Annotated in this window: 23 protein-coding genes and 1 pseudogene; 18 read left to right on the top strand and 6 right to left on the bottom strand. The window is 70.4% G+C overall.

All coding sequences use genetic code 11. The features are described from left to right. Nucleotides 1–31 precede the first annotated feature (31 nt). Entirely contained in the window at nt 32–1,231 is a 1,200-nt protein-coding gene (locus ACWD4J_RS41850; RefSeq protein WP_451400798.1) for an FAD-dependent oxidoreductase, read from the top strand. Between the two features lie 848 nt (nt 1,232–2,079). Here the strand turns inward: ACWD4J_RS41850 and ACWD4J_RS41845 are convergent. Continuing rightward, a complete protein-coding gene (locus ACWD4J_RS41845) occupies nt 2,080–3,003 on the bottom strand; it encodes an SDR family oxidoreductase (RefSeq protein WP_451400797.1) in 924 nt (307 codons plus the stop codon). Between the two features lie 83 nt (nt 3,004–3,086). On the opposite strand from ACWD4J_RS41845, the gene ACWD4J_RS41840 reads away from it, so the two are divergent. Together ACWD4J_RS41840 and ACWD4J_RS41835 are read left to right on the top strand one after the other, a co-directional pair. Then, nucleotides 3,087–3,653, top strand: coding sequence for a TetR/AcrR family transcriptional regulator (locus ACWD4J_RS41840; protein WP_451400796.1), 567 nt, complete (start codon nt 3,087–3,089; stop codon nt 3,651–3,653). Between the two features lie 255 nt (nt 3,654–3,908). Then, nucleotides 3,909–4,098 (top strand): annotated as a pseudogene (locus tag ACWD4J_RS41835) (hypothetical protein); the annotation flags it as partial. A 22-nt stretch (nt 4,099–4,120) separates the two neighbouring features. On the opposite strand, the gene ACWD4J_RS41830 reads toward ACWD4J_RS41835, so the two are convergent. Then, complete coding sequence (locus tag ACWD4J_RS41830) at nt 4,121–4,558, bottom strand: nuclear transport factor 2 family protein (protein ID WP_451400795.1); 438 nt, start codon at nt 4,556–4,558, stop codon at nt 4,121–4,123. Between the two features lie 108 nt (nt 4,559–4,666). Here ACWD4J_RS41830 and ACWD4J_RS41825 point away from each other — a divergent pair, with 108 nt between their 5' ends. Then, nucleotides 4,667–5,260, top strand: a complete 594-nt coding sequence (locus ACWD4J_RS41825) for a TetR/AcrR family transcriptional regulator (RefSeq protein WP_451400794.1) — start codon at nt 4,667–4,669, stop codon at nt 5,258–5,260. Nucleotides 5,261–5,699: 439 nt separating this feature from the next. Here ACWD4J_RS41825 and ACWD4J_RS41820 read toward each other — a convergent pair whose 3' ends face one another. Continuing rightward, nucleotides 5,700–6,539 (bottom strand): alpha/beta fold hydrolase, encoded by an 840-nt coding sequence (locus ACWD4J_RS41820; protein WP_451400810.1) that lies wholly within the window; start codon nt 6,537–6,539, stop codon nt 5,700–5,702. Nucleotides 6,540–6,692: 153 nt separating this feature from the next. Further along, complete coding sequence (locus ACWD4J_RS41815; protein ID WP_451400793.1) at nt 6,693–7,628, bottom strand: ACP S-malonyltransferase; 936 nt, start codon at nt 7,626–7,628, stop codon at nt 6,693–6,695. A 553-nt stretch (nt 7,629–8,181) separates the two neighbouring features. On the opposite strand from ACWD4J_RS41815, the gene ACWD4J_RS41810 reads away from it, so the two are divergent. The 7 genes from ACWD4J_RS41810 (at nt 8,182) to ACWD4J_RS41780 (ending at nt 19,693) form a co-directional block, all read left to right on the top strand. Beyond that, a complete protein-coding gene (locus tag ACWD4J_RS41810) occupies nt 8,182–8,382 on the top strand; it encodes a DUF5988 family protein (RefSeq protein ID WP_451400792.1) in 201 nt (66 codons plus the stop codon). Between the two features lie 100 nt (nt 8,383–8,482). Next, nucleotides 8,483–9,910 (top strand): acyltransferase domain-containing protein, encoded by a 1,428-nt coding sequence (locus ACWD4J_RS41805; RefSeq protein WP_451400791.1) that lies wholly within the window; start codon nt 8,483–8,485, stop codon nt 9,908–9,910. Further along, nucleotides 9,907–15,747 (top strand): SDR family oxidoreductase, encoded by a 5,841-nt coding sequence (locus ACWD4J_RS41800; protein WP_451400790.1) that lies wholly within the window; start codon nt 9,907–9,909, stop codon nt 15,745–15,747. Before ACWD4J_RS41805 ends, ACWD4J_RS41800 begins: the two co-directional genes overlap by 4 nt. A 46-nt stretch (nt 15,748–15,793) precedes the next feature. Next, nucleotides 15,794–16,438 carry a 4'-phosphopantetheinyl transferase family protein gene (locus ACWD4J_RS41795; RefSeq protein WP_451400789.1) on the top strand — a complete coding sequence of 215 codons (645 nt, stop codon included), beginning with the start codon at nt 15,794–15,796 and terminating at the stop codon, nt 16,436–16,438. Nucleotides 16,439–16,618: 180 nt separating this feature from the next. Beyond that, nucleotides 16,619–17,125, top strand: coding sequence for an acyl-CoA thioesterase (locus tag ACWD4J_RS41790; protein ID WP_451400788.1), 507 nt, complete (start codon nt 16,619–16,621; stop codon nt 17,123–17,125). After that, nucleotides 17,122–18,561, top strand: a complete 1,440-nt coding sequence (locus tag ACWD4J_RS41785; protein ID WP_451400787.1) for an NAD(P)/FAD-dependent oxidoreductase — start codon at nt 17,122–17,124, stop codon at nt 18,559–18,561. The genes ACWD4J_RS41790 and ACWD4J_RS41785 overlap by 4 nt, the downstream gene beginning before the upstream one ends. Nucleotides 18,562–18,727: 166 nt before the next feature. Further along, complete coding sequence (locus ACWD4J_RS41780) at nt 18,728–19,693, top strand: spirocyclase AveC family protein (RefSeq protein WP_451400786.1); 966 nt, start codon at nt 18,728–18,730, stop codon at nt 19,691–19,693. Between the two features lie 32 nt (nt 19,694–19,725). On the opposite strand, the gene ACWD4J_RS41775 is transcribed toward ACWD4J_RS41780, so the two are convergent. After that, nucleotides 19,726–19,971, bottom strand: coding sequence for a YciI family protein (locus tag ACWD4J_RS41775; protein WP_451400785.1), 246 nt, complete (start codon nt 19,969–19,971; stop codon nt 19,726–19,728). 405 nt (nt 19,972–20,376) lie between these two features. On the opposite strand from ACWD4J_RS41775, the gene ACWD4J_RS41770 reads away from it, so the two are divergent. Both ACWD4J_RS41770 and ACWD4J_RS41765 read left to right on the top strand, forming a co-directional pair. Beyond that, on the top strand, nt 20,377–20,586 hold the full coding sequence (locus ACWD4J_RS41770) for a hypothetical protein (protein WP_451400784.1): 210 nt from the start codon (nt 20,377–20,379) through the stop codon (nt 20,584–20,586). Nucleotides 20,587–20,611: 25 nt separating this feature from the next. Next, nucleotides 20,612–21,199 carry a TMEM175 family protein gene (locus ACWD4J_RS41765; RefSeq protein WP_451400783.1) on the top strand — a complete coding sequence of 196 codons (588 nt, stop codon included), beginning with the start codon at nt 20,612–20,614 and terminating at the stop codon, nt 21,197–21,199. Between the two features lies 1 nt (nt 21,200). Here ACWD4J_RS41765 and ACWD4J_RS41760 read toward each other — a convergent pair whose 3' ends face one another. Next, a complete protein-coding gene (locus ACWD4J_RS41760) occupies nt 21,201–21,650 on the bottom strand; it encodes a winged helix-turn-helix transcriptional regulator (RefSeq protein ID WP_451400782.1) in 450 nt (149 codons plus the stop codon). Between the two features lie 266 nt (nt 21,651–21,916). Here ACWD4J_RS41760 and ACWD4J_RS41755 point away from each other — a divergent pair, with 266 nt between their 5' ends. The 5 genes from ACWD4J_RS41755 to ACWD4J_RS41735 all read left to right on the top strand — a co-directional run bounded on the left by ACWD4J_RS41755 (nt 21,917) and on the right by ACWD4J_RS41735 (nt 24,676). After that, the gene (locus ACWD4J_RS41755; RefSeq protein ID WP_451400781.1) at nt 21,917–22,369 is read left to right on the top strand and encodes a hypothetical protein; all 453 of its coding nucleotides are present in this window, start codon (nt 21,917–21,919) and stop codon (nt 22,367–22,369) included. A 141-nt stretch (nt 22,370–22,510) separates the two neighbouring features. Next, complete coding sequence (locus ACWD4J_RS41750) at nt 22,511–22,762, top strand: hypothetical protein (protein WP_451400780.1); 252 nt, start codon at nt 22,511–22,513, stop codon at nt 22,760–22,762. Then, a complete protein-coding gene (locus tag ACWD4J_RS41745) occupies nt 22,759–23,001 on the top strand; it encodes a hypothetical protein (RefSeq protein WP_451400779.1) in 243 nt (80 codons plus the stop codon). Before ACWD4J_RS41750 ends, ACWD4J_RS41745 begins: the two co-directional genes overlap by 4 nt. A gap of 38 nt (nt 23,002–23,039) precedes the next feature. Then, entirely contained in the window at nt 23,040–23,387 is a 348-nt protein-coding gene (locus ACWD4J_RS41740; protein WP_451400778.1) for a YciI family protein, read from the top strand. Then, nucleotides 23,384–24,676, top strand: a complete 1,293-nt coding sequence (locus tag ACWD4J_RS41735; RefSeq protein WP_451400777.1) for an RNA polymerase sigma factor — start codon at nt 23,384–23,386, stop codon at nt 24,674–24,676. Before ACWD4J_RS41740 ends, ACWD4J_RS41735 begins: the two co-directional genes overlap by 4 nt. Nucleotides 24,677–24,808 lie beyond the last annotated feature (132 nt).

Raw genomic sequence — 24,808 nt, 5'->3', positions numbered from 1 at the left:
AGGGGAGTGCCGCGTCAGGGGGGAATCAAACGTGTCCCGTAGTACTCCTGTCGCACCAGTCGTCGTCATCGGGGCGGGCCCGTACGGCCTGTCCACCGCCGCGCATCTGAAAGCGCGCGGCCTGCACGTCAGGGTCTTCGGCTCGCCGATGGCGAGCTGGGCCGAGAACATGCCCGCGGGCATGCTGCTGAAGTCGCCGCCGAGCGCGTCGATGCTGTCGGCTCCAGAAGCCGGGTTCACCCTGGACGCCTATTGCCGAGAGGCCGGGGAGACCCGGCTGACCGGGCACGATCCGGTACCCGTGGAGATGTTCGTCCGGTACGGGCGTTGGTTCGCCGAGCAGTTGGTGCCGGAGGTGGAGAACGTCCGGGTGCTCGGCGTCGACCGGCAGGCGGACGGCTTCCATCTCAAGCTGGCCTCCGGGGAGGAACTGCGCGCGCAGGCCGTGGTCGTGGCCAGCGGCATGGACGGTTTCGCGTATGTCCCCGAGGCGCTGGTGCCGCTCGTGCCGGAGGGGCTGGCCTCGCACAGTTCGCTCCACGCCGACCTCGCGAAGTTCGCGGGGCAGGACGTGGTCGTGGTGGGTGCCGGCCAGTCCGCTCAGGAGAGTGCGGCGCTGCTGCGGGAGGCGGGGGCTCAGGTCCGGCTGCTCGCACGGACTCCGCGGTTGGTTTTCGGTGCCGCGCCGACACCGTCACCGCACTGGCAGCCGGACACGCCACTGGGCCGTTCGTGGGGGCTGTATGCGGTCGTCCACCAGGCAGCGGCCTTCCGCTTCCTGCCCGCGCCGACCCGGCTGCGGCTGGTGAAGCGGGTGCTGGGGCCGTTCGGCTCCTGGTGGCTCAAGCCGCGGCTGGACGGCGTCGTCCCCGTACGCCTCGGAGAGACCATCACCGGAGCCAAGCGGAACAACGGCGGGGGTGTCCATCTCACCACCCGTGGCGCCGACGGAAGCACCCACACGATCGAGACCGGGCACGTCCTTGCCGCCACGGGCTACCGGATCCGGCTGGACGCCCTGGACTTCCTCGCCCCGGAACTGCGATCCGAGCTGGCCCGGACCGGAGGATTTCCCGCTCTGGACTCCGGGTTCCAGTCGTCGGTGCCGGGGCTCTACTTCACCGGCATCAAGTCCGCGGCCACCTTCGGCCCGCTGATGCGATTCACCTGCGGGACCCGGTTCGCCGCACCCCGGCTGGCCGACGCCCTGTCCTCCAGCCTCCGCGGCTGAACCGCTCAGGCGGCCCAGCGGTCCGGGGATCGGCTTGGTCCCCGGACCGTACGGGCTGCCGGGAGGTGGATGATCTGGGCGAGCACGGTGTCGACGCCGGCCTCGGCCGCCCGTACGCGCAGGGAGCCTGTGCGGTTGACAGTGGCGCCGAACGGTCTGCTCAGTGCGCCTCGGCCGCGGCGACTGCCGTGGTCGGGGCGTCACGCAGGCCGAGGCGCAGGTGCTCGACGTGATTACTCACCCCGCCCTCGACCGACCGGGCCGCCCTCGCACGGGAGGGCCGTGCACCCCGGCGGCGTACCCGGAGGTCGGATCCGTAAAGAGGCCGCTCGTCCGGACTCCTGGGGCGAAGGGCTCGCCCCGGGGCGAGGAACGTGCTGGTCCGGCGAGGGAGACACTCCGCCTGTGCATGGAGGTACCTCCGCTTGGACATCTACCCCTCCACCACCGGAATGTCTTATTCGCACCGGAGTTCGTCGGCGATGCGTCAAGCAGAGCTGAGCCCGCGGGGGCCGCACGTGAGAGGTCGGGTACGCGAGCGTGCCACGGGCCGCTGGCACGGCCGTGCCATTCGGAACCCAGGCGCCGACCCCGTCCGCGGTTGGCGGTGCAGGCGCCTTTCGCCGGTCGTGCAGGGGCCGTGGCGCCTCGCTCACGCCAAGGCTCATCGAGCCAGAGGACTGATTGCGGCGGGCGCATCCACAGCAGTCCGGTCGGCCCGCGGTTCGTCTCGGCGCCAGTCGTGGGGCTGGCCGATCCATATCGTCCGCAACCCGGCCGCTCGACCGCCCGCGATGCCGTCCTCGGGGTTGTCCCCGCTCGGCTCGCTCCCCAGAGCTGCTAGCTGGTCACGAGGTGGTGGCAGGGGTATGGAAGTAGTGGCCCTTGTCGAGGTCTTCGAGGAGGCCGGGGTGGGTCGGCTGCCAGTCCAGCAGTTCGCGGGTCAGGGTGTTCGACGAAGAGCTGTCGAGTCCGAGGAAGCCGCCCAGCCAGGCGAAGTGCTCGACCGCGGCCTCGGGGGCCACGGAAGTCACCGGCACATCAAGATGACGGCCGATCACCTCGGCGACGTCCCGGATCGCGACGCCCTCCTCTGCGACGCCGTGCAGCACTGCTCCCGCGGGGGCCTTCTCGACCGCCAAGCGGAACAGCCGCGCGGCGTCGAAGCGGTGGACGGCCGGCCAGCGGGTGGCGCCGTCGCCGATGTAGCCCGATACGCCTTTGGCTCGGGCGATGGCGACCAAGGTCGTCATGAACCCGTTGTCTCCTTCGCCGTGGCAGGTCGGAGAGAGCCGCACCACGGATGAGCGCACGCCGCGCGAGGCGAGTGCGAGCACGGCCATGGCGGTGGCCGAGCGGATGGACATCGGCGACCCGTCGATCGTGGGCATGTCCCGCTCGGTCGACACATGCCCGGGCTTGAGGCCGACCAGGCCGGAGGCGATGACGAAGGGGCGGTCGGTACCGGCCAGCGCGTCGCCGAGGGTGTCAACGGCGCGGCGGTCGGCCTCGGCGGCGCCCTGGAAGTCGCCGGTGAAGGCGAGGTCGTGCTTGAAGGCGAGGTGAACCACCCCGTCCGACGCCGTAGCGGTGCTGCTCAACACGTCGAGGTCGTCGACGGTGCCGTGGACCACGTCCGCCCCGGCGGAGGTGAGGGCGGCGGCGGAGGAGTCGGAGCGGGCGAGCCCCACGACCTGGTGCCCCGTGCCGATGAGTTCGGGAACGAGGGCGGAGCCGATCCAGCCGGACGCGCCGGTCACGAAGATGCGCATGGGAGCCCCAAACTGTTGATGTCAGTGACTGTCATCGACGCTAGCATGTGATGTCAGAGGCTGTCATCACGTAGGATCTGCTCATGGGTAGATGGGAGCCGAACGCGCGCGGACGCCTGGCGAAGGCGGCGTTGGAGCTCTACAGCGAGCACGGCTACGAGCAGACCACGGTGGCGGAGATCGCCAAACTGGCCGGCCTCACCGAGCGGACCTTCTTCCGGCACTACGCAGACAAACGCGAGGTGCTGTTCGACGGCTCGGGTGCGTTGCAGGAACTGTTTGTGAACGCGGTCGCCGAGGCTCCGGAATCCGCAGCGCCGATCGACGCGGTAGCGGCGGGACTTGAGGCGGTCTCCACGGTGTTCGTCGGCCGCCGCGAGCACTCCCGGCAGCGACAGGCCGTGATCGTGGCGAACGCGGAACTTCAGGAGCGCGAGCTGATCAAGCTCGCCTCGCTGTCGGCTGCGCTCGCCGACGCCTTGCGCGGACGCGGCGTTGCGGAGCCGGCCGCGAGCCTGACCGCCGAAGCGGGGGTCGCCGTCTTCAAGGTCGGCTTCGAGTGCTGGATCGCAGCGGCCGAGGAACGCACGATGGCGCAGTTGATGCAGGAATCGCTGGACGAACTCAAGGCCGTGACCGCGGGCGGCTAGGCAGGCGTACCGGCGGTCAGGCGCGCTCCCCGGGGATTCCAGGCAGGCGATGGCGACGCCGTATCCGTACAGCTCGTTGCGGGCGGGAGCGGGCGGGAGCGGGCGGAGCAGCACGATCTCCTCGAGGTAGGTCGCGGTCTGCGAGAACGCATCCGGGTCGGCTTGGTCCAGGCCGCCCTGCCCTGGTCGACCCGGCCGACGACGCCTACCGCCGCCTGATCATCCGGCAGCTCACCGTGCAGGAGTCCCGCCACCACCTTCACCGACCCCCGTCTTTGCGCGGCGATCGTGGACCGGCTCGCCTTCAACGCCACCCTCCCTCATCGAGACCGGCACCGAGTCCTGCCGACTGGCCCACACCAAAGGGAACAAGACCAACGGGGCGAAGTGGCCGCCCCCGAGGGGGAGGTCAGATGCACACACGGCACATTCCACCCGCCCATGAGGGGCGACAGTCGGGCGAGGCTCTAAGCAGCCGCGATCGAGGTAAGCAGTCCCTCGGCCGCGTCGAAGGCGATCGCCCCATCGAGAGGGTTGGAATAGGTGCGCGACCACGTGATCAGCCCGTCCTTGATGCGGGCGAACATGACCATGTCGAAGGCGAACCTCTTTCCGGTGGCCAGCACGTGACCGTGGAGGCGGTAGTCGGCGACGACGAGTTCGGGATCGGTCGTCTCGTGCACATGGATGTGGTCCACGGCGGTGAACTTCTGCAGCTGTGCCCCCTCCCGCAGGTGGGCTCGGAATGCGTCCCGTCCGGGCGCCTGCGCGGGTGCGCCCGGAGGCAGGTAGGGCATCTCGAAGACGGCGTCTGTGCTGAACAGGTCGGCCATCGCCTCGCTGGGGCCGTCGGCGGTCAGGCGAAGGAAGTGCTGGAGGACGTCGCGCGGTGCGGCAGTGGTCATGGGACACTCCTCTCGACATAACCGGGGCGAAGACCCCGGTTGCATGGAGAATATACGGGGCGCACGCCCCGGTTATCAACAGCCCAAGTTCCCTTCCTGGGAGGACTCTTGACCACCGAGCGACAGCGCCCTCTGCGAGCCGACGCACGCCGCAACAGGGAGCGCATCCTGCGATCGGCCCGCGAGGCGTTCGCCGCCGAAGGCATCGCGGTCCCACTGGATGAGATCGCCCGCCAGGCCGGCGTCGGGCCGGGCACGGTCCACCGTCACTTCCCCACCAAGGAGGCACTGTTCGAGGCGGTCGTCCGCGAGCACCTGGAGCAGCTGACCCACGATGTCCGCGCCGCCCTGGCGGACCCGGGGGCCGGGTCGGCGTTCTTCGCCTTCCTCGCCCGGATGACCGCCGAGGCCGATGCGAAACAGGACCTGACCGACGCCATCGCGACGGCGGGCGGCCCCATGAGTGCCGAAACCGAGGAGCGGGCGGCACAGTTGCGCGAGCTGTTCGGTGCGCTCCTCACCCGCGCGCAGGACGCCGGGGAAGTACGCAACGATGTGAATGCGGCCGACGTGCAGGCCATCGTCGTGGCAGCACTGATGGCGGAGCGCCAGCGTGGTGCGAATAACCGGCCCGGCAGGCTGGCAGAGGTCGTCTTCGACTGCCTGCTCCCGCGCCACTCCGACACCGGGGGGAACAAGTAAGGGCCGTCGTCCGCTGCGTCCGCCAGACGGAGGAAGAACCGCCAGGGCCCCTCGATCCCGGCCCAGTCGGGATAGGCGGGTGTGCCTCCGAGGTAGTCGTGATGGAGCCAGACCGACTCGCAGCTGGGGCCTGGGCGACTGGTCTACAGTGACTCGGTGGAGTCGCCGGACTTGCCTCATCCGTGGATGCCGCGTCCCGCTGTGCCGGAACCCGACCGCGGGATGATCGCTGCTTTCGACCGTCTGCTCTCGGGGCTCGCCCCGAGCCCCGATGGCCCAGTTCACCACGAGCAGCTGCTGTCGCTGGCAGCGGCTGATCCGCTGGGCTTCCCATGGCTGCCAGTCTGAACCAGGCTTCTGTTCTCCGCTGCTGTACTGCAAAAGGCACGTCGGTCCCCTATGCCAATGAGTCACGATCACGCCAGGGCCGTCCCAAGTGCTACTGACGATCGGCCAGGAAGCCGCTGACCGCGGCCCGGAAGCCGTCCGGGTCCTCGACCCACGGCAGGTGTCCGGCGCCGCTCAACACCGTCCGGGACACCCGGGGCAGGGCCTGCTCCAAAGAATCGACCGCCCATCCCGGCCGGATGTCCTCGGCGCCGTTCACGATCAGCACAGGTACGTCCAACTTCTCGCATGCCGCCCGCAGATCCGGCATCCCCCAGGTGCGCTTGGTCTCGGCGTTGATGGCCGCGTTGCACTCGAAGTTCACCCCGAGCCAGGGCGTGGCCATCCGCTCGGCGTGCTCGAGAGCCCGGTCCCGCTCGGCGAAGTCCGCCGACCACTGCAGCACGCAGAATTCCCGGTCCTCCGCATCCGTCCGCCTCCGGCCCTTCAGCGCCTCCCAACGCCCCATGCGGCGGCTCCCGATGTTGGCGCGCAGGTTCTGCTCGTAGGCCTCGTGCCAGCTCGCGCCGCGGTCGATTCCAGTGCCGGACACGTAGACCAGCCTGCTCACGCGCTCGGGGTGTTCCAGGGCGTACCGCAGCGTCAGCTGGGCGCCCCACGAGTGGCCCAGCAGTGCCATTCGGCTCAGCCCGAAGTGCCGGCGGACGGCGTCCAGGTCGGCCACGGACCGGGCGACCGAGTACGGCCCGCACCGCTGCGACCGGCCGCACCCTCGCTGGTCCCAGCGGTGCACCGAGGCCCCGTCCGCCAGCAGTTCGGACACCTCCTCCAAGGTGTCCCACAGCCCCGGGCCGCCGTGGCACAAGACCACAGGATCGCCCGCACCGGCCCGGGTGGCCCACAGCCGAACTCCGTCTTCGGTCAGCACCATGTCATCCACGCCCGCAAGTCTGGCTCACATCGAGCGTTGGGGGCGACGATCACGCTGGGGCACTTGCCGGGGGAGCGTTGGGGTGCTCCTGGTGAAAGGCCCTGGTCATGCCGCAGATGTCGTCCTGAGCGGTGGCGCCTGCGCAGGGTGAAGTCATCGAACAGACCCGCTTTGGAGCATGAGAGAGTGCGGCGGGCCGGTCACGGTCGTTCCGCGCGGCAGGCAGGCCGCCGTCAGGTCTCTGAGTACCGGTCGTGCGGCGATTTCGATGAAGGTCGTGGCCCCCCAGGCCTCGTGAAGGTCTCGTACTGCGGCTATGTGCTGTACGGGGGTGGTCATGCTGCGGATCAGGGCGCTGCGGGCGGCATCGGCGCTCTCGATGAACGTCAGGGTGGTCGGAGAGTACAGGCGGGCACGGGGAGCGCGGAATTGAACATTGCGCATCGCGGAGTCGAGGTAACGGGCTGCTGGGGCGAGGAGCGGGTGGTGATGCGGGTGCGGCGACAAGAGCCTGGCTGTCTGGATCCGGCACGCTCGGGCCGCTGCTTCGACTGCCTCCAGCCCTGCGACACGGCCGGAGATCACTGTTTGACCGGGTGCGTTGAACAGCGAGGGCGCCAGCGTCCAGTCACCCGTCGCACGGCAGAGTTGCCGGGCTCGACGGGCGCTCGCCTGCAGTGCGGTCATCCCTCCAGGTACGCCTTGGTGGGCGAACGCCGCCTCTCGTTCGCAGAGCAGCCGTACTGCGTCGTATGCAGACAGGCAGCCGGCGGCCGCCATGGCTGCGTACTCGCCGTCACTGTGCCCCAGGAGGATATCGGCCTTGTGTCCTCGATGCTCGAGCGCCGCATAGAGCGCGCTGGATACAGCAAAGGCTCCTACATGTAAATGCAGCGGTGACTGGGCGAGTAAGGCATCTTTCGGTCGAGCAGTATTATTCGTCAAAGGCTCATGACCGTATTCCCGCAGAGCCTGATCCGTCTGCTGCAGGACTGCTGCGGCCGCTACGTCATGCTGCGCCAGATCGATCAATGTCGCAGGCGCTCGTGTGCTGTAGCCAGGGAATTCCGCAACCGATATGCCGCGCATCTCTCCTCCTTGTGGGATGGTCCAGAGATCTGTGAGCGGTGGCATTGATGTGGTCGATGAACCGACCGATAAGGCCCATTGAGGCAAGAACCTGCGTGCAACCTGATTCGCTTCTGTCGAAGATCTTTGTGGCTGGGTTTGGGTGGGGTCTGCCTCAGCCGCACATCGTAAACCTGGACTTCCCGGCCTGCGCCCGCGCATCTGGCGTCGGGAGTACGGCCGGTGCGACTGGGGCAGCAGCCGCTGAATGCCTGGTCGCAGATGGGAGGCGCTGCCCTGGCGTACGAGCGTGTGCGTGAAGCGCCCCGGAGCTCGAACGTCTTGTGCCGGGGCGGGCTGCGTGTTCGGCCTTGCGTGTTCGGCCTGCTGGACGCCCCAACACCCCGTGTACGTACGGGAGGTGCTGTGTGCTGCGGGCGCTCGGGGTGTGAATCCCGTGCACACACATGGCTGTTGCACGCGTTGTTGACCCAGTCGAATCGGTACTTGACTGCACCGTGCCCTGACCGTTCACGAATCGCAGAACGAGCGCACCCCGGGAGGGAGCGTCGAGGTGATCACGATCGTGGTGAAAGGCGGACCTGAGGGAATCGAGCCGGTCCGACAGCTGGAAACGGAGTCGGTCCCGACCGAGGTGCGGGTGGCGTACTACGGGCGCCATCAGCACTTCGAGCTCACAGGTGACACCGAGCTCGTGGAGGGCCGGCCGGTGCCGGTCTTCCGATTCACGTACAGCACCGCCATCGCCGAATAGCCAGGCCCTGGCCGACGGTTACGGATGTCCCCCTCAATGCACAGGATGCTCGGCCCGTTCCCGACAGTGAAGAAACGTTTTCCCATCGGAGGTCTTCGAAATGGCGTACACGGCAATTCAGTTTCCCGGCCTCGGCGGGTATTCGCCGGGTGTGTTCCAGCACCTGGCATCCGAGGGTGCGGTGTCGACGGTCCTCCGCGAAGTGGACCAGGCAGCGCGGGATTACGGCTTACCGCCGGTCTCCACACCCCTGACCGACCCGGCGGCACCGGACATCGAGGATCTGGCCAAAACGCCCACCCGTCTGCACCTTGCGTCGCTCGCCACCGGCCTGGCCCTGCATGGCGCGCTCAAGGCCCACGCCCGTGGCGGTGACGTTCTGCTGGGGCACAGCACGGGAGAGCTCACCGCGCTGGCGGCGGCCGGCTGCCTGTCGGCCTACGACGCCGCCCGGGTGCTGTGCGAGCGGGAGATCGCGCTGGCCGAGGGTGACTTCGGTGGCGGTCTGACGGCACTGCGGATGAGTGCCCGGCGAGCCGAAAACCTGTGCGGAGCGGTCGGAGGGTGGTCGCTGCAGCCCTCGCTGTTCAACGCACCGCAGCAGACTGTGGTGTCGGGCAGTACTGAGGAGCTGCCGCGCTTGGAGAGGGCCGCCAGGGCTCTTGGCACCCAGGCGACCCGACTGCTCGTGGTGTATCCGCACCACAATCCGATGCTCTCCGAGGCGGCCCGGCAAGTGGCCGAGGCCACCGCTCGCTACCGCCTCACAGAGCCTCACATCCGGGTGTTCTCCCCGCTCCTGGGGCGCTGGGTGCGCAGCGTCGCCGACGTGCGCCGGATCATCGACCGGCATCTGACGGATCCGGTGGACTATCTGGGTGCGATCCGGGAGTTGCACGCCAACAGTGGTGTCGGCACCTTCCTGGAGGCGGGGCCGCGGCCGCTGCTCACCGAGTGCGCAGCGGAGAGCCTGCCACCTGATGTGAAGTTGGTCGGTCCGCCCCCGGGCGCCTCGGACGCGCGGAAGATCCTGGACACGTTTCTGCAGTCGGTCGGCCCTGAGGCGGGGCCGCTGCCCCGCAGGGTGGCCGGGACGGCACCGTGGGACGCGGAGCTCGCCCGCCCCGCCGCCCGTATCGACGTCTCGGCGGAGCAGGTCCCCGCGGTTGCAAACGCACCATCGTCTGGCCGGGTCATGGCGGTCGGTGCGCCGGTCGACTCCGGCCGGGGCGCAGCGCTGCCCGGCCGGGACGAGCTGGTCCTGGAGCTGCGCCAGGTGTTCGCCGAGGCCCTGGGCTATCCCCCGGAGGTGCTGACGGAGGACGCCCATCTGGAGGCGGACCTCGGCGTCGCCTCCGTGAAGAAGACGGAGATTCTGGTCGAGCTCCTCGACCGCTACGACCTGCCGACCCCGCCGGCCGATCTGCGGGTGCGTGACTACAACACGCTGCCCAAGCTGGCCGACCTCATGATGCTGCTGGCCGCGACGGACGACGAGGCCGGCAACACGGGAGGGGCAGTGGCATGACGGCGCGCAGCACCTGGTCGGCGGACGGCTTCCAGGGCAGGACCGTCCTGGTCACCGGCGGCGGACGGAGCATCGGGCGGTCCATCTCACTGGCCTTCGCCCGCCGCGGGGCCCACGTGGTCGTCAACTGCTTCCACTCCGAACCGGAGGCCCGCCGGACACTTGCCGATCTTCGGGACGAGGGCGGTTCCGGACAGCTCGTGCGGGCGTCGGTCGGCAATCCGGCCGGCGTGCGGAGCCTGTTCGATACGGTGGCCGGCTCCTGCGGGCACCTCGACGTTCTGGTCAACAACGCGAGCTTTGGCGTCCTCGGCGACTTCGAGGAGCTGACCGACGACGACTGGCAGCGCTCCCTGGATGTGTCGCTGCACGGTGTACGCCGCTGCGTCGAGGCCGCGATCCCCCTCATGGCAGGCCGACCCGGGGCGGCGATCGTGAACCTCTCCGCCCAGCATGCCCACAGCGTGCTCGACCGGTACACCGCGATGGCCACCTGCCGCGGGGCGCTGGAGTCACTCAGCCGCTATCTCGCTGCGGAACTCGGGCCGCGGGGCATACGGCTGAACACCGTGGCGCCCGGACTCGTCGACAGCGCGGCCGTCGACTACTGGCCCGACGGAGAGGCCCGTAGGGCACGGGCCCGGGCCGGCGCGGCGCTGGGCCGGATGCCGCGGCCGGACGATATCGCCGATGCGGTCGTCTTCCTCGCCTCCGACGCCGCCCGCGCCATCACCGGTACCTCGCTGGTGGTGGACGCGGGAATGTCGTTGTGGACCGCCGCCACACCACCCCTGCCCACCACGCCCGGCCCTGTCGCAAGCGGACGCATCAAGCGGGACGCCGCCGTGGCCCCCGCACCGCCTTGTCTCGCCGAGTCACAGCAACCGGCGAACGCCGCCGTCCCCCGGGACAGCGCCGCATGGGAACCGCCCGCAGCGCAACCCGCGCCCCGGCACGTGCACGGCTCGCAACACGCCGTCGCCGTCGTCGGTATGGGCATCGCCGTCCCCGGTGCCGGCTCTCCCGATGAGTTCTGGCATCTGCTCCACCAGGATCACAACGCGTTCTCCGAACCCGCCTTCTCCCTGGACAACTGGTTCTCCGACGATCCGAAGGCCGAGGACAAGTCGTACGTCCGCAAGGCCGGTTACCTGCGCGACTTCACCCCGCATCCGCGCCTTGCCGACGAGGCGGACGGAGCATGCGGCACGGGAGGAAACCTCACCGCCAGGATCCTGCGGCATTGCCTGCTGCAGGCGCTCGACACCGTCACGGTCGAGCAGAGCGACCGGCTCGGCGCGTACGTCGGCACCCTGCCCAGCAGCCTGGCCCTGGAGGAGGCGACGCTGCTCGCGGCCGCCTCAGACGCGGATGCCGCCCGAGACCGGCCCGGCCCGCTGCGCCAGGCACTCGCGGCCCGCTACACCGAGGCGGCACCCGAGCCACGCGAAGCGTTCCCGGACCGCATGATCCAGGCCGCCTGTGCGGGGCTGCTGCCCGAGGGCAGTGAGCTCCTGGCCGTCGACACCGCCTGCTCGTCCTCTCTGTACGCCGTCGACCTCGGCGTCAAGAGCCTGCTGGCGGGGGAGCGGGATGTGGTGCTGTGCGGCGGCGCCAACACCGGGCCACGACGGGATCTGGTGCTGTTCTCCAAGCTTCAGGGCCTGTCCAGGACCGGTCAGGTGCGCGCCTTCGACACGGATGCCGACGGCGTGCTGTTCTCGGACGCCGCCGCGATCGTCGCGCTCAAACGCCTGGACCGAGCACTCGCCGATGGCGATGAGGTGCTCGGCGTGCTCGGCGGCTTCGGCGCCTCGGTCGACGGCACCGGCAGTGTCATGGCACCCGACCCGGAGGGCCAGAAGCGGGCGGTGCAGCGGGCTCGTGCGGTGAACAGCACCGATCCGTCCGCAGTGGACTGGATCGTCGGCCATGGCACCGGCACCAGGGTCGGCGACGCCTCCGAACTGGAAGGGCTCGCCGAACTTGCCGGATCCGCCCGGCATCTGTGCACCTCCAACAAGCCGCTGGTGGGTCACGGCGCGTGGGCGGCCGGCGCTGTCTCCCTCGTGCACGCCCTGCTCGCTCTTCGGCACCAGTCCATCCCCGGCGAGCGCTACTTCACCCGCCTGCCCGACGGCATCCGGGCCGGCCAGATCACCGTGCCGGTCGCCGACACACCCTGGCAGCCGCGGCCGCACCGCCCCCGCACGGCGGGCATCTGCGCGTACGGACTGGGCGGCGGCAACGCCCACCTGCTGCTGCACGGCCCGGAGTCGTCCACCGCGCCGCCCCGGGCACTCCCGCCCGCCCACGACGACCCGGTGGTACTGGTCGGCTGGCATGCCCACCTGCCCGGAGCCCTGGACCGGCACACGGTGGTGGCCTGGCTGCGCGGAGAAGCGGAGGCTCCCGAGCCCTCGTTCGGCGATCAGTACCCGTTGCCCCCGTTCCGGCAGCTGAAGATGCCGCCCGTCAGTGCGCGCAGTATCGATCGCACACACCTCATGGTCATCGAGGCCGCCGCCGGCTTCGTGGAGCAGTACGGCGAGTTGTGGGAGCCGTATCGCGAGACCACCGGTGTCTTCACCGGGCACATGGGGCCCACCCGGGCCATGGCCGAGTACTCGGTGCGCCTGGCCGCCGACGACATGCTGGCGGCCGTACGGCAGGGGCAGCCCGGGAAGGACAGCGCTGGTCGGCTGCAGGACTATCTGGACAGGCTGCGCGGCCGACTGCCCGCGGCCAACGAGGCCAGCATGCCCGGCCAGCTCGCCAACGTGATCTCGTGCCAGGTGGCCAACCGGCACCGTCTGGGCGGCATGGCCATGGCGCTCGACTGTGGACGCGCCTCCAGCCAGGCCGCGTTACACACGGCCTGCCGATATCTGCGCTCCGGCGAACTCGACGTGGCGCTCGTGCTGGGCGCGAGCGGCAACACCGGTGCGATCGGCGCCGAGTTGGCCGGCAAGCCTGCGGGCAGCCTCGCGGAGGGGGCCGTACTGCTGGTCCTCAGCCGCAGGTCCCGGGCCGAGCAGCGCGGATGGGACGTCCTGGCGGAGATCCGCACCACGCCGCCCGACGCCCCGGACCGTCCCGGACCGGGCCTGCCGGAGATCGGACTCGTCGAGAGCGCTGCCGACTACATGGGGGCGGAAGGTGCGCTCGCCTTGCTTCGCGCGGTCCACCTCGGCGTGCCCGCCGCCGTTCTGCGCAACGAGGACGCCGGGCCCCGCGTGTACGTGACCACCCTCGCGCAGCAGCCGTCCGCGGCCGACACACCAGCGGGGTCGGAACACACCTCCGCCGAACGGGAGGAGGCGCCGCACCGCGCCGCGCCTGCGCAGGCTGCCGCGCTGCCTGCCCTGAGGGACCGCTCGGTGGTGGTCCACCGTCGGCGCGACGTAGTCCTGGCGGAGGGTGCCGGGACGGCCCGGCATGCCATCCGGCCCGGCACCCTCATCCTCGTCGACTCCGCAACGTCGGCGCAGGCGCTGGCCGGCCGGGCCCGCAGGTGCGGTGCGCGGATCGTCTGTACCGATCCCTCGACGCCCGGCAGCGACGTGGTGACCGTCGTGGAGCGGCGCCCGGACGGCGAGGAGCCGGACGCCTTGGCCGAAGCGGTGCGTCGCGCGGTGGGCAGGGCCCGGGATCTTCTGGTGGTCTGCTCCGCCCGCCGGGTGGAGTGCACGTGGCCGGCCCCGCCACCCGCCGGTCTGCTGAGGTTGCAGGAATGCGCACTGATCGCCGTACAGCAGATGGAGCCGGACGCCTCCGGCTCGGCGGCGGCGCTGCTCCTGGACCCGCTGCACGGGCACACCACCCATCCGCATCTGACACTGTTCACCGGTTTCTGGCGCAGCCTCGCCCTGGAACTGCCCTGCCCCGCCTTCGCGGTGGTCACCGACGCGACTCTGGAAGCCGGGCTGGCCCAGGTCGCCGCCGAGCGCGGCGCACGCCGCGACCGCACCGTGGTCCACTATCGCCAAGGGCTGCGCTATGTCGAGCAGGTCGTCCGCTCACCGCTGCCCGCGGCCCGGTACGACGCGGCTCTGGCCTTCGGCCCGGACGCGGTGATCGTGGCCACCGGGGGTGCCCGCGGGGCCACAGCTGCCTGCCTGACCGCGCTGGCCCAGCGCATCCGCCCACGGTTATGGCTGCTCGGCACCACGGAAGCTGAGGAGGTGCCCGAAGGACTCCTTGCCACCGCTGAGGACCAACTCGACGGTGCCCGCCGCACCTGGCTGGCCGAGCGGCTCAAGGACCGTCCGGGGCAGAAGGTCGCAGACCTGAACCGGAGCTTCGACGACCTGCTGCGTGCCCGCGAGATCCAGCTGAACCTGCGCATCCTGCGCAGGATCTGTGGAGCCGACCGCGTGCACTACCTCAGGTGCGACGTGCGCCACCGCGCACAGGTGATGCGCGCCGCCCGGCAGGTGTACGACCGGGAACGCCGGGTGGACCTGCTCGTCCACGGTGCCGGGCTCATCCGCTCCGCCGGCGTCAAGGACAAGGCGCTGGACGACTTCTGTGCCGTCCGCGACACGAAGGTGACCGGCTATCACCATCTCAAGGAGGCGTTCGCCGACCCCGCGCCCGTACTGTGGTGCAACTTCGGCTCCGGCAGCGCGCTCACCGGATGCGTCGGCGACACCGACTACTCGCCCGCGAACGAGTACCTCTTCGCCGCGGCACGGGCCACAAGCCTCCACACAGATGCGGAGTTCACACTCGGCTGGGGGCTGTGGCACCAGACCGGCATGGTCAAACACCTGGCCGCCCACATCACCCGCACTCTCGGTATCAGCGGGCTCGACAACGACGCCGGCGCGGCCGTCTTCCTCACCGAACTCGCCACCCCCCGATCGCTCGAGCCCGCACCGATGTACGTGCTCGGCGACAGCTGGGGCGTCAAGGGCGGCCCCGACTTCGCCCCCGAGCCCGTCCCTGCCGGCGGCCTGCTCGGTGCCCCGGACCACATCGGTTCCGGCCAAGGCCGCTGGACCTGGCAAGCGGACCCGCGACGCGACAGCTATCTCGCCGAGCACCTCCTCGACGGACGCCCCCTCCTGCCCGCAGTGATGATGCTCGCCATGGCAGCCGAGGCGGCCCGCTTCCTCCAGCCGGGGCAGGCCGTGACCGGATTCCGGGACATGACCATCGAGCAGCCGCTCTACACCGACGCGGGCGGCCGCGCCGCGTCCTGCCGGATCGATGCCGCAACGCTCGGGGACGGTACTGTGCGCGTGCGGCTCCGGTCGGACCTGCACGGCCCTGGCGGCCGCGTCCTCGTCGCCGACCGGCTCCACTGCCAGGTCGATGTCCTCATCGGCACCCTGAACGACCCGCCCGTCGAGCAGGCGCCGCCGCCCGCTCCCGCGATGCCGGACTGCCCGGCCGTACGGCCCGACACCACCGTCCAGCTGTCCGGAGTGTGGCGCACCAATATGCGACCGGGCAGCAACGCCTCGAGCGGCACCGCGCTGTGGGCGCCCCGCCTCGACCCGGACGGCACCTTCGCCCACCTCGCCGTACCGGCACTGCTCATCGACTCCCTTGGGCGCCTGTTCGGCTACCCGTCCCATCCCGGCGGTGAGCAGGCCATGGGCGCCCCGGTGTCCATCGCCGGCATCGACCTGTACACCGCACACACCGACACTGAACTCGCTCACGCGCACCCGGAAGGACTGCGCCTGTGGTTCCGGGCCGCTCAGGACCGGGCAGTGGCCGCCACCGCGGACGGCAGCGTGCTCGTGGCCATCACCGCCCTGAAGTTCACCACGGTCGACCTGGTCGAGCGGGACACGATCGGCCACCGCGCATGGGATCCGTCATGACCGCACCCGCGACAGCACCACCGGACGTCTTCTCTGGTGGCTTCAGTTGGACCAGCCCCCCGAGCCCTGGTGGCGCTTCCTCGATCCGGCGGAACGCCGGCGCGCCTGGAGGCTGCCGACACCCGAGCTGCGCCGCCGGTTCATCGTGCGCCGCGGCCTGCTGCGCACCATCCTGGCCGGGCAACTCGGGCACCCACCGGGCGAAGCCCGCACGCTGCGCATCGCCACCGAAGCCGGAGGCCGGCCCCACCTGTCGGAACATCCGGGAACGGCCTTCAGCTCAGCCCACACCGGGCCGCTGGGCGTCCTCGTCGTGACCCGCGCCGGGCAGGTGGGCGTGGACATCGAGCAGATCCGGCCCGCCCGCGTCACCCCGCGCATGCTCGCCTACACGCTCACCCCCGCCGAGCACGAGCAGCTGAGCCGGCTGAACCCTCCGGAGCGCGTCGCGGCCTTCCACGACGTGTGGACCGCCAAGGAGGCCGTGGCAAAGGCGACCGGCCACGGCCTGGCACGCTGCTTCACCGGCGTCGAGATCCAGTTGCACCCGCCCGGCCCCGACACGGCCCGGACCGTGGACGCACCGGCCCGCGCGTGGACGATCCACCGCCTCACCGCACCCGGATACCGCACCACCGCGGCGCTCGTCGTTGATCCGGCATTCCCCGCGCCGTCCGCCGTCACCCGCTGACCCACACCCCTCGAACAAGGGCCTCCACATGTTCCGCATCCTCATCGAACCCGGCGGCCCCCAAGGGCCTAACCGATCGGCAGCACATCGCCGCCGCCGTCCAATGCCACCGCCATCGCGGAGTAACGCCCCAGGCCCCTGCGGCCGTTCGGCCCGACCCAAGGAGCGAGCACCCAAGTGATGACCGCAAGCAACCTCTCCTTACCGACGGGGCAGAACAGCCCCCCGACGAACTCCTTCAGCATCGAGCACACCGTCACCGCCGGTGACACCAGCGCGGTCGGCCCCGTCTACTACGCCCGCCTCATCGACTGGCAGGGCCACTGTCGCGAACAGTGCGGCATGCTCGTCGCCCCCCGGTTCAGCAGCGACATCTCCGGCGCGTACGCCATGCTCACCCGTTCCTGCTCCTGCGAGTACGAAAACGAGATCTGGTTCGGCGACCGCGTCTGCATCCGCCTCACCGTTCCCTGGGTCCGACTGCACCTGATGAAGGGCGAGTTCACCTACCACCGGCTCACCGACGACGGAGAACAGCTCGTCGCCCGGGGCGAGCAGATATGGGCCAGCGCACGTCGTGTCGGCTCCGCCTACCAGCCCTGCCCCTGGCCCCGCGAACTCGTCGACGGCGCCGCGGCGCTCGGCGCCGACATCAGCCGTGCGCAGGTTGCGGAGCGTACGTCATGACCGGGCACGCGGTCGTCCTCGGCTGCGGGGTCGCCGGCATCCTGGCCGCCGCCGCGCTGGCCGACCACGCGGACTCGGTGACCGTCATCGACCGCGACCGGCTGCCCCACCACCCACGCGTACGCAAAGGGATTCCGCAGGGCCGCCACACACACGGCCTGCTGTCGAGCGGCGCACTGGCCATGGACGCCCTGCTGCCAGGCGCCTTCGCCGACCTCATCGCCGCAGGCGCGCAGCGCATCCCCATGTCCGACGCCCTCATCTACGGCCCGCACGGCTGGATGCGGCCCGCCCGCAACCCACACTTCATCGTGGGCGCCAGCCGGCCCTTGACCGAACACTCCCTGCGCGACCACCTGACGCGCCGGTATCCGCACACCGTACGGTTCCTGGAGCACACCGACGTCACCGCTCTGCTCGGTGACGCACGGCGAGTACGCGGAGTGCGCGTCCGCCGTCGCGGCGACGGACAGTCCGGGGAACTCACCGCGGATCTGGTCGTCGACGCCGGCGGCCGCGGGTCGAAGACCCCGCGATGGCTGACGGAACTCGGCCTGCCCGCCGTGCGGAGCACCGTCGTCGACTGCGGCCTCGTCTACGCCAGTGCGACCGTCACTGCCGACCCCGGACTGCTGGTGCCCGTCATCAACCTCACCCCGGATCCGCGGCCCGGCACCCCCGGTACCGGCGGATTCCTGCTCCGCATCGAAGACGGACAGTGGAGCGTCACGCTCTCCGGCACCCGCGGAGTGCAACCACCACTGAACGAGAGCGACTTCAGGTACTTCGCTCGGAACCTGCGCCATCCACTGCTCGGCGAGCAACTCGCTCACACGGAGCTGACGACCCGCATATCCGCCTACCGCGGCACCGCCAACCGACGCCACCACTACGACCGCATGCCCGCCTGGCCGCGTGGGCTGCTGGTCCTCGGCGACGCCGCCACCACCTTCAACCCGCTCTACGGGCAGGGCATGACCGTGGCAGCCCTGAGCGCGCTCTGGCTGCACCACACCCTACAAAGGTTCGCTGCCCAGGGAGCCCAACCCCTCGACCGGCTCGACCACTTCACGGCCCAGCGGGCCATCTGCCGCCGGGGCCGGCTGCCGTGGACCATCTGCACAGCCGAGGACATCCGCTACGTCGGCGCACGCGGGCCCACCCCCACGACCGGGCTGCGCCTGGCACAGCGCCTGGCAGACCGGTTCCGCGCCACCGCGGCCTGCGATCCCCGCCTGGCACGGATCTTCTTCGACTTGATCAGCCTCACGGTTCCAGTCGGCCGCCTGCTCAGCCCAGCGACGGCCCTGTCCCTCGTACGCGGGCCCCTCCTGCCGTGCCTGGAGGATCCACCGCTGCCGCACGGTGGGGCCGCCGCACTCACCGCTGCCGAGCCCGCGTACGAGAGCCGCTCCGAACAGGAGGGCACCGCATGACGAGGACGGAGCCCACGGCCTGCACGGCCTGCGGCCCCGCCGCCCGCCGGCCAGGGCACCCCACCGCGCGTAGCGCACGCCCGCGGTACACCGCGGGGACCACCCGCAATCACCCCGACCCACACCGAAAGCCTCAGTCGGAAGCTCTCACCGGGAAGTGATATCGATGCAGCTCAAGACCGCCCCCACAGAGAACGCCACCGCCGCCAGGACGCGGCTGCGGCCCGGATGGGCCTTGGCCGCGTTCGGGGCCCTCTTCATCGGCGTGCAAGCGTGGACGTACGCCCACTGGTTCGCGCGCGGCGCCGCAGGGGTCAGCTACGAGCGCCCCCCGTCCATGCCCGACCTGACCGCGGTGACCGTCCGCCTGTCCGAGGGCGTCGTGCTCCTCGGGGTGCTCTGGCTGGCGTATCTCGCCGTGCGCGAATGGCGGCGCCTGGGCCGGCCCGGCTTCGACTCTGTGCTCCTGCTCGCCTGGACACTGACGATGTGGGTGGACGTCCTGTCCCAGCGCGCCGCGCGCTGGAACCCGTACCTCTTGCACATGGAGACCTGGATCACCGATATCCCCGGCCTCAGCGGCGTCAAGCCGATCGGCGGCTTCACCACACTCGTCACCCCAGCCGGCCTGAGCTATCCGGTGATGATGGTCCCGGTGGTCCTGACCTGCGTGCTGACGCGGAAGCTGATGGAGCGACGCCCTGCCTGGGGGGCGTTGAGGAGGTTCACGGTGGCTGCGGTCATCGGCACCCTGCTCCAGGGCATCGTCGAGATCTCCCTCGTCATGGCGGGCACGTACTCCACCCCCTCGTACTCGTCCCTGGTGCAGTCCTTTTCCCTCTGGGGCGGCCACTGGTACCAGCTCGCCCCACCCGACACCCTCGTCCTCGGTGTGGTCATCACAGCCCCGCTGGCCGTCATGAGGCTGAACTGGCAGGCGGGCGGGACTCCCTTCATCTACCGGGGTTTGGAGAACGTGCCCGGCCGCTGGGGGGCCTGGGCGCGGCCGCTGGCGGCCGTGGGCTGGGTGAACCTGACCCTGTTGTTCTGGATGGGGGTCGCGTACCTGATGACGATCGACGCGGTGGCTGTCAGCGACCTTCCGGACTACTTCGCAGGCCGGTACCCGTAGAGGAGCCCGGCACGTGCGGCGACGGGCTGCGCTCATGGCTCGCGGATCGAGCGGACTTGGACGCCGGGTGTGCGCAGGTAGTACGGGTCCTCCCGCATGACGTCCTCCAGCTCTCGACGGTCCAGCGCGAACACCAGCAGGGCACCGGCGTCGTCGGCCCAGGGCCCCGCGGCAAGGAGCGTGCCCTGGGCGTGCAGGCGCGCCAGAGTCTCGCGGTGGGCTGGGCGCGCGGCCAGGCGTTCCGGTGCAGGTGTGAAGGCGAGTTCGACCACGAACATGGGTTCCCTTTCTGCTCGCGTAGGGCGACGACCGCGACACTAGGCTCCTCACGAGGCCACACGCTGTATCAGCCGATACAGCAGGCGCAGCGGGTGTGGTCGGCAGACCGACGGGAGGGCAGGACCACGGGGCCGACGAGGGCTGGCGGCGGCTGCGGGACGTCCCGCTCCGCCGCGCTGGACAAAGTGGCGCTCCTGGACCGGGCGGGGCACACCGCCACGTTCACCGCACTGGCGCCGTGCACCGTACGGGCCCTACCGCCTGCGCGATTCGTGGAGCTGCTCGATGACTCCGCGCAGGCCCGCGCCCATGTGCTGCGTCTCCTTGTGGTTCAGGCCCGCACTCAGCAGCGCAGAAGCCGTTCGTGATTCGTGGGCTATGAGGCGTCGGCGTAGGCGAGGTGGGTGCCGCAGACAGTGCAGCGGCACGTCCCCGGGCCACGGCGGCTCGCGGGCCTGCTCGCCGACCACGGCGGCCCGAGCATGCCGCTGGAGCTGACGCTCGCCGTGCTCGCCGACGCCGCCCACGAAGCCGGCGTTCAGCTGATCGTCGTCACCGACCATTCCGGTGATCCGCCGATACTCCATCCGCAGGCGCCCGACTCCCTGGCGTGAGCATGAACGCCATTAGCATCGGCTCATGCCAACCGAGCGGATGGAAGCGTTCAGCGACGGGGTCATCGCCATCCTGATCACGGTCATGGTGCTGGAGCTGCCCATCCCGCACGGCACCACTTGGGCGGCCCTGCACGATGCGCTCCCGGTGTTGCTGACCTACGTGCTCAGCTTCGTCTACCTCGGCATCTACTGGAACAACCACCACCACATGCTGCAGGCGACCGATCGGGTGAACGGGCTGATCCTGTGGGCGAACCTGCACCTGCTGTTCTGGCTCTCCCTGATCCCCTTCACGACGGCTTGGATGGGCCAGAACCACTTCGCCGCGGTCCCCACGGCCGCGTACGGCATCGTCCTGCTCGCCGCTGCCCTGGCCTACTACACCCTGCAGACGGTGATCATCCGAGACCAGGGTGGAGGGTCCCTGCTCGCCACCGCCGTGGGCAGGGACCTGAAGGGCAAGATCTCGCCGCTGCTGTATGCGAGCGGCATCGGTCTGTCCTTCCTGAACGACTGGATCGCGGTGGTGATCTATGCCGGCGTCGCGCTGATGTGGCTCGTCCCCGACCGGAGGCTCGAGCGGACCATTGCCCACAGACCGACACGTTGAGCTATACGTCGGTCGCGTGGTCGTGTTGGGCGCGCGCGTGGCGGATGTCGTCGCGGTGTGCCACCGCCCATTCGTGGAGCGCGGTGATGGGGGTGAGCAGTGTGCGGCCCAGTTCGGTGAGTTCGTAGTCGACGCGTGGTGGCACGGTCGGGTAGACGGTGCCGCTGACCAGGCCGTCGCGGACCAGCGCTCGCAGGGTCAGGGTCAGCATCCGCTGGCTGATTCCGTCGATCTCGCGGTGGAGCTCGTTGAACCGGTGGGTGCGCTGCCCGAGCCGCAGGACGATCAGAGTGCTCCACTTGTCGCCGATCCGGCGTTCGGCAGCCGCGGCGACCACGAGCAGGTTGGCGAGCTCGCGGTCGCACCAGTCGAGGGTGGCCTCGGCGTCCCCGAAGACCTCGATCCGTAGGCCCTCGGGCAGCGCCCGGCGCTCCCGCATCGCGACCGCCACCGCGTCGTCACCGTGCGTTCCACTCCGGCCGGGCGCACTTTCGGGCGATCGACCCACCTGCTGCCATTCCGGGCCTCGCTGATTGTTCGGTTCCGGGATAAGTCGTGGTGATTCAAGGGTGGGGTGTGGTGATTCTGTGTTGGCGGTTCAGGTCCGGTCGGTTGGCTGAAGCGGGACTGCGACGAGGGCAAAGCCGTTGACCTGCCTCGATCGGCGGGAGAAAGATCGCGCCCGACTTTGATCGCTCTGATGGGGAAGGGCTTTTGATGGCCACGATGAGGAACCGGTTCGCCACCCTGCTGGCGGCGACCGCCGTGACGGTCGGTGTCACCTTCGGCGCCGGCGCAGGCACCGCCGCGGCAGCGCCCAAGCTCACCTACACGACGAGCACCTATCAGGACGGCAATTCGGTGGTCATCTACCTCTACGCCGACGGCGACTACGCCGGATACGTGAACTGGAACGCGGACCCGGTGGGCGACGACCCCGGAGACGCGCTGCGGGCGCATGACGGCGGGGCCGACGGGTGGGGCGTCAAGGGGACCATCCTGAGCGCCCTGGTCTACCGCGAGGCCTCGACGCAGGGACACGCGTCCCCCTACACGACCCCGTGGCAGACCGGCAACATCGACGAGGGGTATCGGATGTTGCTCGACGCGTGCCTGGTGAAGGGCTCGGACTCGGTCTGCACCGGGTACAGCCACTACGTCTACTCGTAGGCGCGAGCGCCCACCCGGGCGGGGGGTGTGGCGGTTGGTAGGGCACGGCCTGCCCGTTGTCGTGCCCGACCAGCCGAGGCATCAGCCAGAATCGGATCGTGATCAGCCGGCGAGCCAGCTCCGGAAGTGCGTGGGGGCGATGTGCGCGCCGCTTGTCGCGATGAGGGCGTCCTCGGATGCGGCGGCGAAGGGGCCCGCGGTGCCGTCGGCGATGGTGGTGCGGCCGTCACCACGGGCGCCGAGGGTGATCCTGCCAAGTTCGTCCAGGGGAAGGACGTCGGGACCCGCGGCGTCACGGATGCCGTGGAGAGGGGTGCCGACAGCGATGTCGGCGACAGCGCGGGCGGCATCGGCGGCGGTCCGGCCAACCGCTGGTGGAGGACTTGGCCGTGATCGTGTCGACCGTCCGAAGGCCGGTGGTGATCGTGCCGGTGACACAGGAAGCGGTGGACGCGGTCGGGGCGAGCGTGACGAACGACGTGGCGGCGATGCCGACGACCGGGAGTACGGTCAGTGAGGGCTACGTCTTCATGGCTTTCGGCGCCGCCATGCCCGCAGTCAGAGCCGGCCCGGGGCCATCTGAAAAAAGTTCGCGTACGGTCTGTCGAATTCGCGTCGCCCGTCCGACGTAGAGGCGTACCGACCAGACACACAGCCAAGGAGAGCCCTCATGGCCCAGTACGCGATCCTCATCTTCGACAACGCCGCGGCCGGCGACTACACCCCCGAGCAGCAGGCGGCGAGCAAGCGGCACGCCGACGACCTCATCGACTCCGGCGCCATGATCACGGCGTACGCGCTGCACTCCACCGACACCGCCACCTCGCTGCGCGGCGACGTGGTCACCGACGGCCCCTTCATCGACTCCAAGGAAGTCATCGCCGGCATCTGCATCATCGAGGCTCCCGACCTGGACGCCGCCCTGGAGTTGGCACGTCGTAACCCCGCGGTCCAGTGGGGCCGCGGCGGTGTCGAGGTGCGGCCCGTCGCGGGCGGCATCGCGCCCGTCGCCCGATGACGGCTGCGACCGGCGTCGGGGAGGCGGTCGCCGACGCGCACCGGCGTGAGTGGGCCTTCGTGCTCGCCGCGACGGTGCGCGTCGCCCGTGACCTGGACCTGGCCGAGGAGTGCGTACAGGAGGCGTACGCCGCGGCGTTGTCGGCCTGGGAACGCGACGGGATCCCGGGCAACCCCGCGGCGTGGCTCACCACCGCGGCCAAGCGCCGGGCGATGGACGGGATCCGCCGGGAGCGGACGTTCCGCTCGAAGCTGCCGCTGCTGGTGGAGCCCGAAGAGGCCGTCGACGCGCTCGCCCTCGCCGAGTCGGACGAACCCGGTGAGGAGCAGGCCGTGGACCCGGGGGATGTCGTGCCCGACGAACGGCTGCGACTCATCTTCACCTGCTGCCATCCCGCGCTCGCGCAGGAGGCGCAACTCGCGCTCACGCTGCGGCTGGTGTGCGGGCTGCCGACACCGGACGTCGCCCGGGCGCTGCTGGTGTCGGAACAGACGATGGCCGCCCGGATCACCCGGGCGAAGAAGAAGATCTCCGCCGCCCGCATCCCCTACCGCCTGCCGCGCCCGGCGGAGCTGCCGGACCGGCTGACGGCCGTGCTCGGCGTGCTCCACCTGCTGTTCACCGCCGGCCACACCGCCCCCTCGGGCCCCACGCTCATGCGCACCGACCTGGCCGACCGCGCGCTGCACCTGGCCCGGGCGCTGCGCGACCTCATGCCCGACGAGCCCGAGGTCCGCGGGCTGCTCGCACTGATCCTGGTCACCGACGCCCGGCGCGCCACCCGGACCGGCGCCGACGGTCGGCTGCTGCGGCTTGAGGAGCAGGACCGCTCGCTGTGGGACCGCACCGCGCTGGCCGAGGCTCACGAGCTGATCGTGGCCGGGCTGCGCGGCGGCCGCGCGGGGCGCTACCTGCTGCAGGCGGCGATCGCCTCGCTGTACGCCGAAGCACCCACGTACGAGGAGACGGACTGGCCACAGATCGTGGCACTCTACGACAGGCTGCTGTCGCTGTGGCCCTCACCGGTCGTCGCGCTGAACCGGACCGTGCCGGTGGCGATGGCCCGGGGACCGGCGGTCGCGCTGGCGCAGGTCGAGGTGCTGGAGCAGGACGGCCGGCTCTCCCGGTACCAGTACCTGCCGGCGATCAAGGCGGACCTGTTGCAACGCCTCGGCCGTACGGACGAGGCGGCGGCCGCGTACCGGCAGGCGCTGGAACTGACCGGCAACGAGGCCGAGCGCACATTCCTCACCGAGCGCCTCACCGATCAGGAGCCCAGCCCCGCATAAGGGATCGACGGCACGTGTTTGGCCGGGTGGCGCGGCATCTCGCCGTGCCACCCGGCCGGAGTGCGCCCGCTTACGGGACGCTGCCCGTGATGGTCAGGTTTTAGCGGCCGTTCTTGTCGGTCTCTGCGTGGT

The organism is Streptomyces sp. NPDC002577 (genome assembly GCF_053594815.1).
Note: the sequence above shows the minus strand (reverse complement) of the source record. Positions and strands in the feature narration are given on the sequence as shown.

Bases quoted from the DNA above. Each gene is read 5' to 3' on its own strand.
- ACWD4J_RS41845 (WP_451400797.1), bottom strand. From the start codon at position 3,003: ATGCGCATCTTCGTGACCGGCGCGTCCGGCTGGATCGGCTCCGCCCTC.
- ACWD4J_RS41840 (WP_451400796.1), top strand. From the start codon at position 3,087: ATGGGTAGATGGGAGCCGAACGCGCGCGGACGCCTGGCGAAGGCGGCG.
- ACWD4J_RS41830 (WP_451400795.1), bottom strand. From the start codon at position 4,558: ATGACCACTGCCGCACCGCGCGACGTCCTCCAGCACTTCCTTCGCCTG.
- ACWD4J_RS41820 (WP_451400810.1), bottom strand. From the start codon at position 6,539: ATGGTGCTGACCGAAGACGGAGTTCGGCTGTGGGCCACCCGGGCCGGT.
- ACWD4J_RS41815 (WP_451400793.1), bottom strand. From the start codon at position 7,628: ATGCGCGGCATATCGGTTGCGGAATTCCCTGGCTACAGCACACGAGCG.
- ACWD4J_RS41805 (WP_451400791.1), top strand. From the start codon at position 8,483: ATGGCGTACACGGCAATTCAGTTTCCCGGCCTCGGCGGGTATTCGCCG.
- ACWD4J_RS41800 (WP_451400790.1), top strand. From the start codon at position 9,907: ATGACGGCGCGCAGCACCTGGTCGGCGGACGGCTTCCAGGGCAGGACC.
- ACWD4J_RS41790 (WP_451400788.1), top strand. From the start codon at position 16,619: ATGACCGCAAGCAACCTCTCCTTACCGACGGGGCAGAACAGCCCCCCG.
- ACWD4J_RS41785 (WP_451400787.1), top strand. From the start codon at position 17,122: ATGACCGGGCACGCGGTCGTCCTCGGCTGCGGGGTCGCCGGCATCCTG.
- ACWD4J_RS41780 (WP_451400786.1), top strand. From the start codon at position 18,728: ATGCAGCTCAAGACCGCCCCCACAGAGAACGCCACCGCCGCCAGGACG.
- ACWD4J_RS41775 (WP_451400785.1), bottom strand. From the start codon at position 19,971: ATGTTCGTGGTCGAACTCGCCTTCACACCTGCACCGGAACGCCTGGCC.
- ACWD4J_RS41765 (WP_451400783.1), top strand. From the start codon at position 20,612: ATGCCAACCGAGCGGATGGAAGCGTTCAGCGACGGGGTCATCGCCATC.
- ACWD4J_RS41755 (WP_451400781.1), top strand. From the start codon at position 21,917: ATGGCCACGATGAGGAACCGGTTCGCCACCCTGCTGGCGGCGACCGCC.
- ACWD4J_RS41740 (WP_451400778.1), top strand. From the start codon at position 23,040: ATGGCCCAGTACGCGATCCTCATCTTCGACAACGCCGCGGCCGGCGAC.
- ACWD4J_RS41735 (WP_451400777.1), top strand. From the start codon at position 23,384: ATGACGGCTGCGACCGGCGTCGGGGAGGCGGTCGCCGACGCGCACCGG.